The organism is Sphingomonas sp. MM-1 (genome assembly GCF_000347675.2).
Classification (GTDB): Bacteria; Pseudomonadota; Alphaproteobacteria; order Sphingomonadales; family Sphingomonadaceae; genus Sphingomonas_E; species Sphingomonas_E fennica.
The window spans coordinates 3,239,355-3,254,361 of record NC_020561.1 but is presented as its reverse complement, the minus strand read 5'-3'; the positions used below and the strand labels follow the sequence as shown (position 1 = coordinate 3,254,361).

Annotated in this window: 17 protein-coding genes; 10 read left to right on the top strand and 7 right to left on the bottom strand. The window is 69.6% G+C overall.

Features of this window, described 5'->3' with window-relative positions; translation table 11 throughout:
- Positions 1–52 precede the first annotated feature (52 nt).
- On the top strand, positions 53–1,195 hold the full coding sequence (locus G432_RS15580; protein ID WP_187294007.1) for a DUF3089 domain-containing protein: 1,143 nt from the start codon (positions 53–55) through the stop codon (positions 1,193–1,195).
- Between the two features lie 10 nt (positions 1,196–1,205).
- The gene (ruvX, locus tag G432_RS15575) at positions 1,206–1,667 is read left to right on the top strand and encodes a Holliday junction resolvase RuvX (protein WP_015459774.1); all 462 of its coding nucleotides are present in this window, start codon (positions 1,206–1,208) and stop codon (positions 1,665–1,667) included.
- 163 nt (positions 1,668–1,830) lie between these two features.
- Here ruvX and G432_RS15570 read toward each other — a convergent pair whose 3' ends face one another.
- Positions 1,831–2,274, bottom strand: a complete 444-nt coding sequence (locus tag G432_RS15570; RefSeq protein ID WP_015459773.1) for a DUF805 domain-containing protein — start codon at positions 2,272–2,274, stop codon at positions 1,831–1,833.
- A 355-nt stretch (positions 2,275–2,629) separates the two neighbouring features.
- Positions 2,630–4,138 (bottom strand): YifB family Mg chelatase-like AAA ATPase, encoded by a 1,509-nt coding sequence (locus G432_RS15565; RefSeq protein ID WP_015459772.1) that lies wholly within the window; start codon positions 4,136–4,138, stop codon positions 2,630–2,632.
- A gap of 135 nt (positions 4,139–4,273) precedes the next feature.
- Here G432_RS15565 and G432_RS15560 point away from each other — a divergent pair, with 135 nt between their 5' ends.
- The 7 genes from G432_RS15560 to G432_RS15535 all read left to right on the top strand — a co-directional run bounded on the left by G432_RS15560 (position 4,274) and on the right by G432_RS15535 (position 8,794).
- Positions 4,274–4,657, top strand: coding sequence for a hypothetical protein (locus tag G432_RS15560; protein ID WP_236626795.1), 384 nt, complete (start codon positions 4,274–4,276; stop codon positions 4,655–4,657).
- A gap of 88 nt (positions 4,658–4,745) precedes the next feature.
- Positions 4,746–4,880, top strand: coding sequence for a 50S ribosomal protein L34 (gene rpmH, locus G432_RS15555; protein ID WP_015459770.1), 135 nt, complete (start codon positions 4,746–4,748; stop codon positions 4,878–4,880).
- 83 nt (positions 4,881–4,963) lie between these two features.
- On the top strand, positions 4,964–5,281 hold the full coding sequence (gene rnpA / locus G432_RS15550) for a ribonuclease P protein component (RefSeq protein ID WP_015459769.1): 318 nt from the start codon (positions 4,964–4,966) through the stop codon (positions 5,279–5,281).
- Positions 5,278–5,490 (top strand): membrane protein insertion efficiency factor YidD, encoded by a 213-nt coding sequence (gene yidD, locus G432_RS22655; RefSeq protein WP_015459768.1) that lies wholly within the window; start codon positions 5,278–5,280, stop codon positions 5,488–5,490. Before rnpA ends, yidD begins: the two co-directional genes overlap by 4 nt.
- Before the next feature lie 17 nt (positions 5,491–5,507).
- Positions 5,508–7,259 carry a membrane protein insertase YidC gene (gene yidC, locus G432_RS15545; RefSeq protein WP_015459767.1) on the top strand — a complete coding sequence of 584 codons (1,752 nt, stop codon included), beginning with the start codon at positions 5,508–5,510 and terminating at the stop codon, positions 7,257–7,259.
- Entirely contained in the window at positions 7,256–7,924 is a 669-nt protein-coding gene (gene yihA / locus G432_RS15540; RefSeq protein WP_015459766.1) for a ribosome biogenesis GTP-binding protein YihA/YsxC, read from the top strand. Before yidC ends, yihA begins: the two co-directional genes overlap by 4 nt.
- 204 nt (positions 7,925–8,128) lie before the next feature.
- Positions 8,129–8,794, top strand: coding sequence for a glutathione S-transferase family protein (locus G432_RS15535; protein WP_015459765.1), 666 nt, complete (start codon positions 8,129–8,131; stop codon positions 8,792–8,794).
- A 22-nt stretch (positions 8,795–8,816) separates the two neighbouring features.
- Here the strand turns inward: G432_RS15535 and G432_RS15530 are convergent, their stop codons facing one another.
- On the bottom strand, positions 8,817–9,266 hold the full coding sequence (locus G432_RS15530; protein WP_015459764.1) for a cupin domain-containing protein: 450 nt from the start codon (positions 9,264–9,266) through the stop codon (positions 8,817–8,819).
- A gap of 49 nt (positions 9,267–9,315) precedes the next feature.
- Between G432_RS15530 and dapE the strand changes: the two genes are divergently transcribed.
- Entirely contained in the window at positions 9,316–10,440 is a 1,125-nt protein-coding gene (gene dapE / locus G432_RS15525) for a succinyl-diaminopimelate desuccinylase (RefSeq protein ID WP_015459763.1), read from the top strand.
- 183 nt (positions 10,441–10,623) lie between these two features.
- Here the strand turns inward: dapE and G432_RS15520 are convergent, their stop codons facing one another.
- The 4 genes from G432_RS15520 to G432_RS15505 all read right to left on the bottom strand — a co-directional run bounded on the left by G432_RS15520 (position 10,624) and on the right by G432_RS15505 (position 14,936).
- Positions 10,624–12,315, bottom strand: coding sequence for a putative bifunctional diguanylate cyclase/phosphodiesterase (locus tag G432_RS15520; protein WP_015459762.1), 1,692 nt, complete (start codon positions 12,313–12,315; stop codon positions 10,624–10,626).
- 137 nt (positions 12,316–12,452) lie between these two features.
- The gene (locus G432_RS15515; RefSeq protein WP_015459761.1) at positions 12,453–13,004 is read right to left on the bottom strand and encodes a Smr/MutS family protein; all 552 of its coding nucleotides are present in this window, start codon (positions 13,002–13,004) and stop codon (positions 12,453–12,455) included.
- Positions 12,979–14,292 carry a murein transglycosylase A gene (gene mltA / locus G432_RS15510; protein ID WP_015459760.1) on the bottom strand — a complete coding sequence of 438 codons (1,314 nt, stop codon included), beginning with the start codon at positions 14,290–14,292 and terminating at the stop codon, positions 12,979–12,981. The genes G432_RS15515 and mltA overlap by 26 nt, the downstream gene beginning before the upstream one ends.
- The gene (locus G432_RS15505; protein ID WP_015459759.1) at positions 14,289–14,936 is read right to left on the bottom strand and encodes a Tim44/TimA family putative adaptor protein; all 648 of its coding nucleotides are present in this window, start codon (positions 14,934–14,936) and stop codon (positions 14,289–14,291) included. The genes mltA and G432_RS15505 overlap by 4 nt, the downstream gene beginning before the upstream one ends.
- Positions 14,937–15,007 lie beyond the last annotated feature (71 nt).

Here is a 15,007-nt window from a genome sequence, read left to right as displayed (position 1 = left end):
CGTTGCGCAGGCCGCCGATTGCCGGCTACGCACGCAGCAGGTGCAATCTTTCATGTTGCACTGCACAACAGGAGCCCCGACATTGCCGGCGAGACGCTTTCTCTATGTAATCGCGGGGTTGATCGTGCTGACTTTGGCGGCCGCTTTCGGCTGGAACATCTTCCAGGATCGGCTGATGCGCACGGCCTTCGTGCCGTCGGTGCCCTTCACCGCGCCGTCCGATGCCGGCGCGCCCGATTATGCCGCCGCGTCCGCCTGGCTGGCGCGCCCCGATCTGCCGGACGATCCGTCGCGCTTCACCGTGGCCGACATCGCCCGCGCGGCGCGGCCGGAAGTCGCGGTCTTCTATGTCCCGCCCACCAGCTACATGAAGCGGGATCGCTGGAACGCCCCGCTCGACGATGCCGATGCCAATCAGCGGCTCGGCCTCTTCGCCTCCTCGCAGGCCAGCGCCTTCAACGGCATGGGCGCGGTCTGGGCGCCGCGCTACCGGCAAGCGACGCTGGGCGCCTTCCTTGCCGGCAATGCCGATGCCGCCGCCGCGATCGATTTCGCCTATCGCGATGTCGCGCGCGCCTTCGATGCCTTCCTCGCCCAGATCCCGGCCTCGCGGCCGATCCTGCTGGCCGGGCACAGCCAAGGCTCGCTCCACCTGATGCGGCTGATGGCGGAAAAGGTGGCCGGCAAGCCGGTCGCAAAGCGCATCGTCGCCGCCTATGTCATCGGCTGGCCGGTCTCGGAGACGGCCGACATCCCCGCCATGGGCCTGCCCGGCTGCACCGGCCCCGGCCAGGCCGGCTGCGTGCTTTCGTGGCAGAGCTATGCCGAGCCCGCCGACACGCACGGCGTCCAGGCCGTCTATGATGCCACGCCGGGCCTCACCGGCGCCCCGCGCAAGGGCACGCCGATGCTGTGCGTCAACCCGCTGACCGGCGCGCCCGGCACGGCGGCGCTGCCCGGCGCCAATCGCGGCGCGCTCGTTCCCGATGCCGAGCTGAAGGGCGCGGAGCTGAAGCCCGCCCTCGTCCCCGCCCGCTGCGACGCCTCCGGCTTCCTGCTGATCGGCGCGGCGCCGGAGGGCTATTCGGGCTATGTGCTGCCCGGCGGCAATTTCCACGTCTTCGATTATGCGCTGTTCTGGGCGAACATCCGCGCTGATGCCGAGGCCCGCGCCCGCACCTTCCTGGGCCGGTGACACCCATCCGATGATCAGCCAGAGCATCCTCGATTTCCGCGAAGCGCTGCCCGAAGGCGGCCGGCTGGCGGGGCTGGACGTCGGCACCAAGACGATCGGCGTCGCGCTCTGCGATGCGATGTGGACCATCGCCAGCCCCGCCGAGCTGATCGAACGGCGCAAGTTCACGGTCGATCTCGCCCGCCTGCGCGATTTCTGCAAGGCGCAGGGGGTGCGCGGGCTGGTGGTCGGCCTGCCGCTCAACATGGACGGCAGCGATAGCCCGCGCACCCAGTCCGTCCGCGCCTTCGTCCGCAATCTGGAGCCGCTGGGCTTGCCCGTCCTGCTGTGGGACGAACGCTGGTCCACCGCCGCCGTCACCCGCACGCTGCTGGAGGCGGACGCCAGCCGCGCCCGCCGGGCGGAGCTGGTCGACAAGATGGCGGCGGCCTACATCCTCCAGGGCGCGATCGACGCGCTGACGCGGGGCTGAAGCCTCGGGAAGCCCGGCTTTGCCGGATCACGACGCCGCCTACTCCCCACCCCGGACATCCTACGGCAGCATCCTATGGGTGGCCGGGTGGGGGAGCGGGCCGGCGCCGCGCCGAAAATGCGCCCAAGCGCATTTTCCAACTGGCACCGCCCCCGCGATCAACTCAGCTGAACCGCTGCGCCAGTTCCTCGGGCGTCTGGTCCTTGGGGTCCGGGCCGAAGCGGTTGGGGCCTTTGGTGCCGTCCAGGCAGTAGAAGACGATCAGCACGATGCTGCCGATCAGCGGCACGATGCCGATCAGCACCCACCAGCCGGACTTGTCGATATCGTGCAGCCGCCGCACCGCCACCGCGAGCGAGGGGAGGAACAGCGCCAGCATCGAGATGATCGTCAGCACCCCGCCATTGGAATAGAAGCCCACCGATGCCGCGCCCGGCGCCGTATCGGCATAACGGGTCATCGATCCGCCCAGCCCCAGCGCGGTATCCAGCGCCATCGCCACGAAATAGACGATCACCAGCAGCAGCACGAACATCCAATATTCCTTCCGGCGCGCCCGGCCGGAAAACTGGGCATAACGCTTCAACGGCAGCAGCATCCATTCCATGAGAATCCTCCTGTTCGCCCGCATCCTCTGATCGTTTCCCCGCAGGCAGGCGCAGGCTAACCCAGGCTGGGATTTCCGCAAACCTTCCTCGATCATCGGCAACGGCCGGCGCCGCGACGGCATGGATGCGCGCGCAAGCGAAGCCCGACGGGCGAGATGGACCGTGGATCAGTTCAGGGGCACGACGGACGGCACCCGCAATGATGGAAAGCGGTCATTCGCCCCCCACCCATCAGGTGGGAAGCCATTGTATCGAGCGTTATCGGCTCAATCGCGCCAATTGTGCCCTTGGTCAGCAATGCCGGCCTGCGGCTCCCGCCTGTCCGGGCGTGCGAGCTGACATCGTGAGCGCCGTTCAATTCGTTGGCGGCCTGCGCCGATAGCCCAGCGCCTCGGCCACATGCACCCGCCCCACCCCGTCGCTGCCGGCAAGATCCGCCACGGTCCGGGCTACCCTGAGCACCCGGTGGTATCCGCGCGCGGACATCCGCATCGCCTCGGCGGCCTGCGCCAGCAGCTTGCGGCCAGCCTCGTCGGGGGTCGCCACGCGATCGAGCAGCGCGCCGTCCGCCTCGGCATTGGTGCGGACGCCTTGGCCCTCGTAGCGCGCCGTCTGGATCGCGCGGGCGGCCGCCACGCGCGCCGCCACCTCGGCCGATCCTTCGGCGGGCGGCGGCAGCACCAGATCGGCGGCGCTCACCGCCGCCACCTCCACATGCAGGTCGATGCGGTCGATCAGCGGCCCGGACAGCTTGGCCTGATAGTCGGCGGCGCAGCGCGGCGCGCGGGCACAGGCGAGCGCGGCGTCGCCCAGATGCCCGCACCGGCACGGGTTCATCGCCGCCACCAGCTGCACGCGCGCCGGAAAGGTCACATGCGCATTGGCCCGCGCCACCGATACGGTGCCGGTCTCCAGGGGCTGGCGCAGCGAATCGAGCACCCCGCGCTGGAATTCCGGCAGCTCGTCGAGGAACAGCACGCCCAGATGCGCCAGGCTCACCTCGCCCGGCCGCACCCGCAGGCCGCCCCCGACCAGCGCGGCCATCGATGCGGAGTGATGCGGGCTGCGATAGGGCCGCCGCCGGACCAGCCGGCCCTCGCGCAGCTCGCCGGCCACGCTCGCCACCATCGATACCTCCAGCGCCTCGGCGGGGGTCAGCTCGGGCAATATCCCCGGCAGGCAGGCGGCCATCAGCGACTTGCCCGATCCGGGCGGGCCGCTCATCAGCAGATTATGGCCGCCGGCCGCCGCGATCTCCAGCGCGCGCTTGGCGGTTTCCTGCCCCTTCACCTGCGCAAGGTCCGGCCCGCCGGCCGGCTCCTCCATCATGCCCGGCTCAGGCGCGGCCAATGGCAGGCTGCCCTTGAAATGGTTGAGCAGCGCGATCAGGTCCGGCGCGCCCAGCACCTCGATCGTCCCCGCCCAGGCCGCCTCCGGCCCCTGCGCCGCCGGGCAGATCAGCCCCAGCCCGCGCGAAGAGGCATGGATCGCCGCCAGCAGCACGCCGGGCGAAGGCGCCACCCGCCCGTCCAGCCCCAGTTCGCCCACCACCAGATAGGAAGCCAGCGTCTCGGCATCGATCACCCCCATCGCGCCCAGCAGGCCCAGCGCGATCGGCAGGTCGTAATGCGATCCCTCCTTGGGCAGATCGGCCGGCGAAAGGTTCACGGTTATCCGGCGCGGCGGCAGGGCCAGCCCGATCGCGGCGAGTGCCGCGCGCACCCGTTCGCGGCTTTCGGCCACCGCCTTGTCGGGCAGGCCCACCACGACGAAGGCCGGAACGCCCGGCGCAACCTGCACCTGCACCTCCACGGCGCGCGCCTCCAGACCCAGAAACGCCACCGTCGCGACGTGCGCCACCATGCGGAAGAGCCCCCTGCCCCGATGTTCCCCGCCTGTTCTAAGCACGCCCCGCCATGCGAGTCGAGCCGCCCGCCGCTCCCTCCCGATTCGCCGACGGTTTGTCGGCATCCGCCGGCTTTCCGTCGATCATCGGCGTTGGCCGCCTTGTGGCCGCCATCGGCGCACCCCATCTTTTCCCCCATGGATATCGTCCGCTGGTGGAAGGCGCTCGGCCGTAACGAGCATGTCCGAATCGGCCTCTTCGCGCTGGGCTGCGTGCTCGTGGCGCTGGCGCCCGTCGTCGGCTTGCTGCCGGGGCCGGGGGGCATATTGGTCTTCGCGCTGGGCCTCGGGCTGATGCTGCGCAACTCGCTCTGGGCCAAGAAGCGCTATGTCGCCTTCAAGCGGCGCTGGCCGAAACATGGCGCCTGGGCGGACTGGGGGCTGCGCCGCAAGAGCGCGCGCCGGCGCGACAAGATCGCCAAGGCGAGGGCCAAGCTCAGGGCGGCGAACGGCCCGTCCGCCGCCGATATGGATTGACTTTCCCGGCCGCCCCTTATATCCGCGCCACCGACAGCGGCCGTCCCATGGGCGGCCCTTTTGGTTTCTGATCGATAGGGAATGACCGATGAAGCGCACCTTCCAGCCGAGCCGCCTTGTGCGCAAGCGTCGTCACGGCTTCCGCTCGCGTTCGGCGACGCCGGGCGGGCGCAAGGTTCTGGCGGCGCGCCGCGCCCGCGGCCGCAAGACGCTTTCGGCCTGAACGGGCCGAAGGGCGGCGCCGGACTGACCACGCTCAGCCGGCGCGCCGATTTCCTGGCCGCGAATGGCGGCCTTCGGGCGCCCATGCCGGGCTTCGTCCTGCTGGTGCGCCCGCGCGGCGACGGATCGGAAGCGATTCGCGTCGGCTACACCGTCACCAAGAAGATCGGCGGCGCCGTCATCCGCAACCGGATGAAACGGCGCTTTCGCGCGCTTGCGGCGGAATTGCTGCCGTCGGAAGGCGTGCCGGGCGCCGATCATGTCCTGATCGGCCGGGCCGGCGGCATCGAACGCCCCTTCGCCGATCTCCGCCGCGAACTGGCCAAGGCGCTCGCCAGGGTCCGTTCGGGCGCCGCATCCCCGGCCGCGCCGCGGCCGCCGCGATCGGGCGGGCGCCGATGATCGCCCGCCTCCTCATCCTCGTGGCGCGCGCCTGGCAATGGGGGCCTTCGGCGGTGCTGCCGCCATCGTGCCGCTATCATCCGTCATGTTCGGCCTATGCTATCGAGGCCATCCAGCGCTATGGGGCGCTGAAGGGCGGCTGGCTGGCCGCCAGACGAATCCTGAGATGCCACCCCTGGGGGGGATCGGGCATCGATCCAGTACCTTGAATTCGGGAGCTTGATCCGTGGAGAATTGGCGCAACGTGGTGCTGGCATGCGTATTGTCGCTGCTGGTGCTGTTCGGCTGGCCGATCGTGGCAAATCATTTCTTCCCGCCGGCCAATCCGCCGGCGACGAAGATCGTGAAGGGCAAGTCGGTGCCGCTCCCCGCGCCGGGCGCGACGCCCGCCGCCGATGCGCCTGCCGCCATCCGCGCGCGCGAAGTGGTGCTGCAGGATAGCCCGCGCATCGCCATCGATACGCCGCGCCTCCGGGGTTCGATCAACCTCAAGGGTGCCCGCATCGACGATCTCGTGCTCGCCACCTATCGCGAGACGATCGCCAAGGATTCCCCGCCCGTCCGCCTGCTTTCGCCCAGCGGCACGGCCGATGCCTACTTCGCCGCCTTCGGCTTCGCCGGCGACGGGGTGACGACGCCCAACGACCAGACGCTGTGGCAGACGCAGGACAGCCTGCTCGCCCCCGGCAAGCCGGTCACGCTCACCTGGCGCAACGATCAGGGCCAGCTCTTCACCATCAAGCTCTCCGTGGACGAAAATTACCTGTTCACCATCGAACAGAGCGTCGCCAACCTTTCCGGCAACGCCATCTCGGTCCGGCCCTGGTCGCTGGTCAGCCGCACCGGCCACAGCAAGGACCCGTCGACCTGGACGGCGCATACCGGGCCGATCGGCACCTTCAACGGCGCCACCAACTACGACGTGAACTTTGCCAATCTCGACGGGCAGGAACCGGGCTTCTTCGCCCGCATCGGCGGCACCACCGCGAAGGCCGGCACCAACAGCTTCTCCAGCAAGGGCGGCTGGCTGGGCTTCACCGACAAATATTGGCTGACCACGATCATCCCCGATCCGGGGAAGACGATCGACGCGAACTTCCGCAAGGGCGAAGGCGATCGCTACCAGGCCGATTTCTCGGCCGCGCCGGTGATCGTGCCGCAGAACCGGGTGGCGCGTTCCACCTCGCACTTCTTCGCGGGCGCCAAGGAAGTCACCGTCCTCGATGCCTATAAGAAGAATCAGGGCTTCGCCAATTTCGATCGGGCGATCGACTGGGGCTGGTTCATCTGGTTCGAAAAGCCGATCTTCAACGTGCTGGACTGGCTGTTCAAGCTGGTCGGCAATTTCGGCGTGGCGATCATCCTGCTCACCTGCATCGTGCGCGGGCTGATGTTCCCGATCGCGCAGAAGCAGTTCGCCTCGATGGCGGCGATGCGCGCCGTCCAACCGAAGATGAAGGAGCTTCAGGAAAAGCATAAGGACGACAAGCAGAAGCTGCAGCAGGAGCTGCTGGCCCTCTACCAGAAGGAGAAGGTCAATCCGCTCGCGGGCTGCCTGCCGATCCTGCTGCAGATCCCGATCTTCTACGCGCTCTACAAGGTGCTGATGCTGACGATCGAGATGCGGCACCAGCCCTTCGTCGCCTGGATCAAGGATCTGTCCGCGCCCGATCCGATGACGCCGCTCAACCTGTTCGGCCTGCTCGATTTCACGCCGCCGGGCTTCCTGGCGATCGGCGTGCTGCCGATTCTGCTGGGCATCACCATGTGGCTGCAGTTCAAGCTGAACCCCACCGCCACCGATCCGGTGCAGCAGCAGGTCTTCTCGATCATGCCGTGGATCTTCATGTTCATCATGGCGCCGTTCGCGGCCGGCCTCCAGCTCTACTGGACGGTCTCGAACCTGCTCACCATCGCGCAGCAGAAGTGGCTCTACAGCCGCCATCCCACGCTGCGCGCGCAGGCGGGCAAGGCATGAACGGCGCGGCCGGCCCCACGCCCGGAACCGAGGAAGCGGCCGCCCAGCTGATCGAGGATGCGCGCCGGCTCTTCGCCGGGCCGATCGCCTTCCTCAAATCGGCGCCGTCGCTCCAGTTCCTGCCGGATCCGGCGGCGCCGGAAGTGGCGTTCGCCGGCCGGTCGAACGTGGGCAAGTCCTCGCTGCTGAACGCGCTCACCAACCGCAACGGGCTGGCGCGCACGTCCAACACGCCGGGCCGCACGCAGGAACTGAACTTCTTCGACGTGGGCGAGCCGCTCCGCCTCCGCCTCGTCGACATGCCGGGCTATGGCTTCGCCAAGGCGCCCAAGGATATCGTCCGCAAGTGGCGTTTCCTGGTGAACGATTATCTGCGCGGCCGCGCGGTGCTGAAGCGCGCGCTGGTGCTGATCGACAGCCGCCACGGCATCAAGGATGTCGATCGCGAGGTGATGAAGATGCTGGACGAGGCCGCCGTCTCCTACCGCCTCGTCCTCACCAAGGCGGACAAGATCAAGGCAACCGAGCTTACCGCCGTCACCGAACGGACGGCGGCCGAGGCCCGCACCCATGTCGCCGCCCACCCGGAAATCCTAGCCACCTCCAGCGAAACCGGGCTCGGCATCGCCGAACTGCGCGCCGCCGTGCTGGAGGCCGTTCTCTAAGGGCTTTGCGCCCTTTCCCATGAAGGCGCGCCGTCCCCACGCAGGCGGTAACGGCGGAAAAGCAAGGCGGCCGGCGCCGCGCAAGCGCCCCGGCGCGATCACCCGTAGACCTGCCGGCACAACCGGCCGGCCCGCCCGCCCTTCCCTTTCGGCGCCCGATGCCGCAGGGAGGGGCCGACCTTCGCGGGAAACGACGGAATCGGAATGCTCAAGCTCTTCATCGGCAACAAGGCTTATTCCTCCTGGTCCATGCGCGGCTGGCTCGCCGTCAGGCAGTCGGGCCTGGATTTCGAGGAGATCGTCGTCCCCCTTTATGACGACGATTGGGACAAGCGCCGCGAAGGCGACGAATTCGCCCCCTCCTCCGGCAAGGTGCCGATCCTGTGGGACGGCGATGTCGTGGTGTGGGACAGCCTGGCCATCATCGAATATCTGGCGGAAAAGGTCGGCCGCGATCGTTTCTGGCCCGCGGATGACGGCGCCCGCGCCATGGCCCGGTCGATGGCGGCGGAGATGCATTCCAGCTTCGCCAGCCTGCGCCGCGAACATTCGATGAATGTCCGCAAGCGCTTCCCCCCGCGCGAGCTGAGCGAAGGCACCGTCCAGGATGTGATGCGCATCGTCCAGCTCTGGGCGGAGGCCCGCGCCCGCTACGGCGGCACCGGCCCCTTCCTGTTCGGCGAGTTCGGCGCGGTCGACATCATGTTCGCGCCGGTCATCACCCGCTTCATCACCTATTCGATCCCGGTCCCCCGCTTCGCCCACCCCTATATGGAGGCGGTGCTGGAACATCCCTTCGTCACCGCCTGGCTGGAAGGCGCCTATGCCGAACCCTGGGTGATCGAGAAGTTCGAGCTGCCGGTCCTCTGAAGCTTCGTTCGCGCGCCCGCCTTCACCAGGGGCGCCCGTCCCTGTGGCGATAGCTCTGCGTCGCACCGTCGAGGTGCAGGTCGATATCGGGATAATGGCAGTCCGTCTGCGAAGCCCGGCCGATCGCGACGAGCAGGCAGGGCGCGTCGCCCTCGTTGACCAGATGATGGCCATCGGCCTGCCCCTTGGGGAAGGCGGCGCAATCCCCGGCCCGCATCGGCGTGCGGCGCCCTTCCTCGACGAGCACCGCCTCGCCCGAAAGGATCACGACGAACTCGTCCTCCCCCTCATGCCAGTGGCGCTGGCTGGACCATGCCCCCGGATCGAGCCGGACATGGGTGACGCCGAAATCGCCCAGCCCCGCCGCGATGCCCAGCCGGCGATACCATCGCCCGGCCACGTCCCGCGCATAGGGCTCGGGATATCCGGTGCGGTTGGTGGCCGGGATGGCGGCAAGATCGATCTTCGGCATGATCGGCGGAGGATAGGCAAAGCCGTAGCTTGCCGCTAGGCGAACGATCATGATCGATCCCGTCGCCCTTGCCAGCCGCCTCATCGCCTGCCCCAGCGTCACGCCCGAGGATGCGGGCGCGATCGACGTGATCGCCGAGGCGCTGGAGGCAATCGGCTTCACCGTCCACAGCTTCTGGACGGGCGACGCGCCCGACGGGCCGGTGCGCAACCTTTTCGCCACGCGCGGCCAGGGCGGCCCGCATTTCGCCTTCGCCGGCCATAGCGACGTGGTTCCCGCCGGCCCCGGCTGGGGGACCGATCCCTTCACCCCCGTCATCCGGGGCGATCTGCTCCACGGGCGCGGCGCGGTGGACATGAAGGGCGCCGTCGCCGCCTTCATCGCCGCCGCCGCGCGCATCCCCGATCATCAGGGCACGCTGAGCCTCATCATAACGGGCGACGAGGAAGGCCCCGCAACCCACGGCACGCTGGCGCTGATGGCGTGGATGGAGGAGCGCGGCATCCGCCCCGACCTATGCCTGGTGGGTGAGCCGACGTCCGCCCACCGCCTGGGCGATACCATCAAGATCGGCCGGCGCGGATCGGTGAACATGTGGATCGAGGTGCCAGGCACGCAGGGCCATGTCGCCTATCCCCATCTCGCCGATAACCCCGCCCCCCGCCTGATCCGCATCCTGAACGAGCTGCATGGCTGGACGCTCGACACCGGCAACCGCTGGTTCCAGCCCTCCAATCTGGAAATCACCGATATCGCGATCGGCAATCCGGCGACCAACATCATCCCCGGCGCCGCCCGCGCCCGCCTCAACATCCGCTTCAACGATGCGCATCGCGGCGCCGATCTGGTGGAGCATGTGCGGCAGGTCGTCGCCCGCCACGCGCCGCGCGGCACGGTGGAGGCCAGGATCTCGGGCGAGGCCTTCCTCACCGAGCCGGGCCGGCTTTCCACCCTCGTCACCGATGCGATCCACCGCGCGACGGGCCTGGAGGCGGAGCTTTCCACCAGCGGCGGCACATCCGACGCCCGCTTCCTCTCCCGCCTCTGCCCGGTGGTGGAATTCGGCCTGTGCAACGCCACCATGCACAAGCTGGACGAAGCGGTCGCCGTGGCGGACCTCCACGCGCTGACGGATATCTACGCGGACATCATCACCCACGCGCTGCAAGGCTGACCGCCGGGCACCGCCATCGCCCGTCGCATGCTCGGAATCGCAGGTGTTGCCCTGATCGGCTGAACGCGCTCCCCTTTTCCGTCATTCCCGCCTTCGCGGGAATCACGTCAGGGAAAGGCCACCGCCGGAAAGCCCCGGCGCCAGCCCCATCGGCGCCGATGCGAATACGGCTTTCCGCGCCGCCTAGGCCATGGCCCGGAACGGCCCGCCGTCCCGCCGCCCGGCCAGCCAGGCGAGGAAGGCGGCCTCGTCCATCGGCCGGGCGACGGCATAGCCCTGCACCGCATCGCAGCCGATGGCGCGCAACACGTCCATCTGCCCCTGATTCTCCACGCCTTCGGCCACCGCCTGGAAACCCAGGCCGTGAACCAGCGCGACCACCGAATGCACCAGCGTCCGCGCGTCCGCCGAATCGGCGATGTCGCGGATCAGGGTGCGATCCAGCTTCACCCGGTCGATCGGCATGTCCTTCAGCCGGGCGAGGTTCGAATAGCCGGTGCCGAAATCGTCGATGGCGATCGCCACGCCGTCGGTGCGCAGATCGCGCAGGCCGGCCAGCACCGCATCGCTGCCCTGCATCGCCAGCGTCTCGGTGATCTCTATCTCCAGCCCTTCGGCCGGGGCGCCGCTTTCGGCGATCAGCGAACGCAGCCTGTCGAAAAAGCCCGGCTGCGCCATCTGGCGCGGGCTGATGTTGATGGCGATGCGCTGGCCCAGTCCGGCCCCGCGCCAGCCCGCCAGCGATTTCAGCGCCCGATCCAGCACCCAGTCGCCGATCTCGCGGATCAGCCCGCCATCCTCGGCCGCCTGGATGAAGCGGCCGGGCATCTGCAGGCCGTCCTCGGGGTGGCGCCAGCGCAGCAGTCCCTCGACCGCCACCACCTCGCCGGACATGCGCATCTGCGGCTGGAAGGCCAGCTCGAACTCGCCCCCCTCGATCGCGCGGCGCAGGTCGCGTTCCAGCCGCAGCCGTTCCTCGGCCGCGTCGTTCAGCACCATGTTGAATCGCTGCACCTGCCGGCGTCCCTGCGCCTTGGCATGATACATGGCGATATCCGCCGCCCGCATCAGGCTGACGAGATCGGTGCCGTGATCGGGGGCGATCGCCAGCCCGATCGAGGCGCCGACATCCACCGCCTGCCCGGCCACCACAAACGGTTCGGACAGCACGTGCAGCGCGCGCCGCGCCAGGCGTTCGGCATGCCCCGCGTCGCGCACCATCGGGAAGAGCAGCGTGAACTCGTCCCCCGCCAGCCGGCCGATCGCCGGTGCATCCGCGCCCTGGGCATCCATGTCCTGCCTCGCCCGCGCCGCGACCTGGTGCAGGCGGCCGCCGACCATCGCCAGCACCTCGTCGCCGCAGGCATGGCCCATGCTGTCGTTCACGAACTTGAAGCGATCGAGGTCGATGAACAGCAGCGCCGCGATCTGCCCCGGCGCGCGCCGCGCGAGAAGCTGTTCGGCCATGCGCCGGAAATTCACGCGATTGGCGAGCTGGGTCACAGGATCGAACATGGCGAGCGCGTGGACGCTGTCGAAATTGGCGCGCACCTGGCCGAACAGCCGGTCCATCGCCTCGGCCAGCTCGGGCAGCGTTTCGCGCACGCGTTCCGGGGTGGGCGATATCAGGTCGCCCTCGGCCGCCGCGCGGATGCGCAGCGCCAGCACGTCCACCCCTTCCGCCACGCCGGCGATGGCGCGCTCGGCCGATGCCCAGCTCATCGCCCCGCAGACGATGGCGACCAGCAGCGCGCCCACGATTTCCCGCTGGCTTACCGATCCGCTGGTTCCGGCGAACAGCGCCAGGATGAAGACCACGGCACCAGCGGACAAGGCGAAGGCGACGGCCCGGCTTTTGAGCGATAGTCCCTCCATCGCGCCGATGCGTGCCCCTTCCCCCAGCGCCCGACCGCCGGGCAAAGCAGGCTTGTGGAGCAGAATCCGTTAACGAATGCTCCATGAATTGTAACGGGGCACCATATTTTACGATTTTTCTGGCGGTTGTGGCGGGGTCAGCGGCGGCGGCGCAGCACCACATAGAGCGCGCCCGCGCCGCCATGGCGGGGATGCGCGGCGCGGACGGCGGCGATGCGCGAGGACCAGCCCGAGGCGCCGAGCCAGTCGCCGATCGCGGCGCGGATCAGCCCCCGCCCCGGCGCGCCCGGCCGGGGCGCCCGGCCCGTCACCACCAGCAGCACGCGGGCGTCGGCGGCGATCGCGCCGGCAAGCGCGGCCTCCAGGGCGGCATGGGCACCGGCCAGCGTATGGCCATGGAGGTCGATGGTGCGATCGGGCGCCACGATCCCCCGCCGCAGCCGCCTATCCCACCCGCCGTCCAGCGTGTCGGCAGGCTCGGCGGCGGCAGACGCGCGCGGGGATGGCGGTGGCGGCGGCGGGACCCTGCCCTGCCTGGATTTCGGCAGCGGCTTGGGCGGTGGGGCCGGGGGCGGCGATCCGGCGGCGGCTTCGGCCGGCGCCGGCCGCTCCGGGTGGAGCGGACGCACCGTCGCCGTCACCTTGCGCCAGAGCGCGCGCTCCTCAGCGTCGAGGCGCCGGCCCGCCATTGCCGGTCACGGTCGCGGCGTTCAGCCGGGCGACGCTCCCCTTGGGCAGCAGCAGCCAGGCATTGCCCCGGCCGGACATGCCGCCCGCGATACGGCGGGCATCCTCGCCCGCGCCCCAGAAGGTGTCGAACCGGTTGGCGCCCTTGATCGCGCCGCCCGTATCCTGCGCCACCCACAGCCCGGTCGCCTCCACCCGATCGAGCGCGAGGAACACCGGCGCGCCCAGCGGCACGAAGGCGGGGTCGGCCGCCACCGTGGTCCGCCCCGTCACCGGCAGGCCCAGCGCCCCCAGCGGGCCGGGGCCAAACAGCTCGCGGAAGAAAACGAAGCTCTTGTTTTCGTTCATGATGCTGGCGCCGCCATCGGGCATGGCGCGCAGCGTGGCCATGATCCCCTGCATGGAGGACTGGCCGGGCTGCAGCAGGCCGCGATCGCGCATGAACGCGCCGATCCCGGTATATTCGCGGCCGTTCTGCGTGTCGTAGCCCACACGCATCCGCCCGCCATCGGGCAGGTCGATGAGGCCGGAGCCCTGCACCTGGAGGAAGAAGAATTCGATCGGGTCCGCCGCCCAGGCGATCACCGGCGCCCTGCCATCGATGGCCCCGCCCACGATCGCGGCGCGATCGGGATAGCGGATCAGCTTGCCGTCTTTGGCCTGGCCGCGAATCCGGCGGCCCTTGAGGTCGTCGGCGAACAGGCCGAGGTCGACCTCGATCAGATCGTCCGGCCGGCCATAGATCGGCACCTCATAGCCCGTGCGCCGCGTGCGCGATCCCTTGATCTCGGGCTCGTAATAGCCGGTGGCGAAGGCCTTGCCCTCGCCGACGATCGCGGTCTCGAAATAACGCGGGAAGAAATTGATCGCGTCGCCATCCCGCCAGCTCGCCGCCGCGTCGCAGGCCGGCTGCCAGTCCGCCCCCCTGGTCAGCCCGCTATTGTCGGTGCGGCGGACGAGCGATCGGCAGGAGATGCGGAACGCCGCCAGCGCGGATCGCGCCTCGGCGTCGCTTATGCCGAGCGCCGTCACCGCCGGCCCCGGCCGGACGCCCTGCTGCTGGGCGGTGGCGCCCGCCGGCGGCGCGGCCAGCGGCGCGGGCGCGGGCGGCAGCGTCACGCGCGGCCCGCGCACGGGTCCGAGCGGCGGGCTCGATACCGGCGCGCCGGCCGCCGGCGGGGCGGTGGGCGTGGTCGGGCGGGAAACGGGCGCGGGCGGCCCCTGCGGGCTCACGCAGCCGGCCAGCGCCAGCGCCGCGGCCAGCGCGCCCCCTAATGCGAGGCGGGTCACGCCGCCTCGTCGGTTTCGATCAGGATCCAGTTGGGATCGTCGGCCCGGACATGGCGGCTGAACGTCCACACGTCATGCGTGGGCACCGCATCCGAAAGCGATCCGGCGATCACATTGCCCTCGCGGTCGTGGGTGACGGCGGCGATGTCCGCGTCGAAGCGCACCGTCACGCTCGCCATCTGGCCGTCGAGGCGGGCGCGCTCGATCACGGCGCGCTCGATCGAGATCAGGCGGTTGTCCAGCACCTCGCCGGCTTCCTCGCGCTGGCGGATTGCCTCGGCGAAATCCTCGCGCACGCCATCGTCGACGAAGCGGGCCAGTTCCTCGGTATCGCCCTTCCAGAAGGCTTCGAGGATCATGCGATAGGCCGCCTGCGCGCCGTTCAGGAAGGACGTCACGTCGAAGTTCGGATCGGCGGAGACGATCGCCCGGATGCCCTCGTTGGCGCGGGGGTCGATCGCGGGTTCGGCCGATACGGGCTGCGAGGGCATGTCGCTGCTGGAACGCGCGATGGGGGCCGGCTTCGGCTGGGCTTCGACCGGCTTGGCGATCGGCTGTTCATGCCCCGTGCGGCGACCGAGGACGCTGTAGAGCCTCATCGCGACGAAGACGAACACCAACGCCAGGATAATGATCGTTTCCACCGGACCTCCGCTACGCTTGTCCGTTGCTACATAGGGATATGGCGCGCATGTTTCAAATGGCGCTTTCGGTG

Excerpts from the sequence above, each read along its gene's own strand:
- G432_RS15580 (WP_187294007.1), top strand. The coding sequence starts at position 53 with ATGTTGCACTGCACAACAGGAGCCCCGACATTGCCGGCGAGACGCTTT.
- ruvX (WP_015459774.1), top strand. The coding sequence starts at position 1,206 with ATGATCAGCCAGAGCATCCTCGATTTCCGCGAAGCGCTGCCCGAAGGC.
- G432_RS15570 (WP_015459773.1), bottom strand. The coding sequence starts at position 2,274 with ATGGAATGGATGCTGCTGCCGTTGAAGCGTTATGCCCAGTTTTCCGGC.
- G432_RS15565 (WP_015459772.1), bottom strand. The coding sequence starts at position 4,138 with ATGGTGGCGCACGTCGCGACGGTGGCGTTTCTGGGTCTGGAGGCGCGC.
- rpmH (WP_015459770.1), top strand. The coding sequence starts at position 4,746 with ATGAAGCGCACCTTCCAGCCGAGCCGCCTTGTGCGCAAGCGTCGTCAC.
- rnpA (WP_015459769.1), top strand. The coding sequence starts at position 4,964 with ATGCCGGGCTTCGTCCTGCTGGTGCGCCCGCGCGGCGACGGATCGGAA.
- yidD (WP_015459768.1), top strand. The coding sequence starts at position 5,278 with ATGATCGCCCGCCTCCTCATCCTCGTGGCGCGCGCCTGGCAATGGGGG.
- yihA (WP_015459766.1), top strand. The coding sequence starts at position 7,256 with ATGAACGGCGCGGCCGGCCCCACGCCCGGAACCGAGGAAGCGGCCGCC.
- G432_RS15535 (WP_015459765.1), top strand. The coding sequence starts at position 8,129 with ATGCTCAAGCTCTTCATCGGCAACAAGGCTTATTCCTCCTGGTCCATG.
- G432_RS15530 (WP_015459764.1), bottom strand. The coding sequence starts at position 9,266 with ATGCCGAAGATCGATCTTGCCGCCATCCCGGCCACCAACCGCACCGGA.
- dapE (WP_015459763.1), top strand. The coding sequence starts at position 9,316 with ATGATCGATCCCGTCGCCCTTGCCAGCCGCCTCATCGCCTGCCCCAGC.
- G432_RS15520 (WP_015459762.1), bottom strand. The coding sequence starts at position 12,315 with ATGGAGGGACTATCGCTCAAAAGCCGGGCCGTCGCCTTCGCCTTGTCC.
- G432_RS15515 (WP_015459761.1), bottom strand. The coding sequence starts at position 13,004 with ATGGCGGGCCGGCGCCTCGACGCTGAGGAGCGCGCGCTCTGGCGCAAG.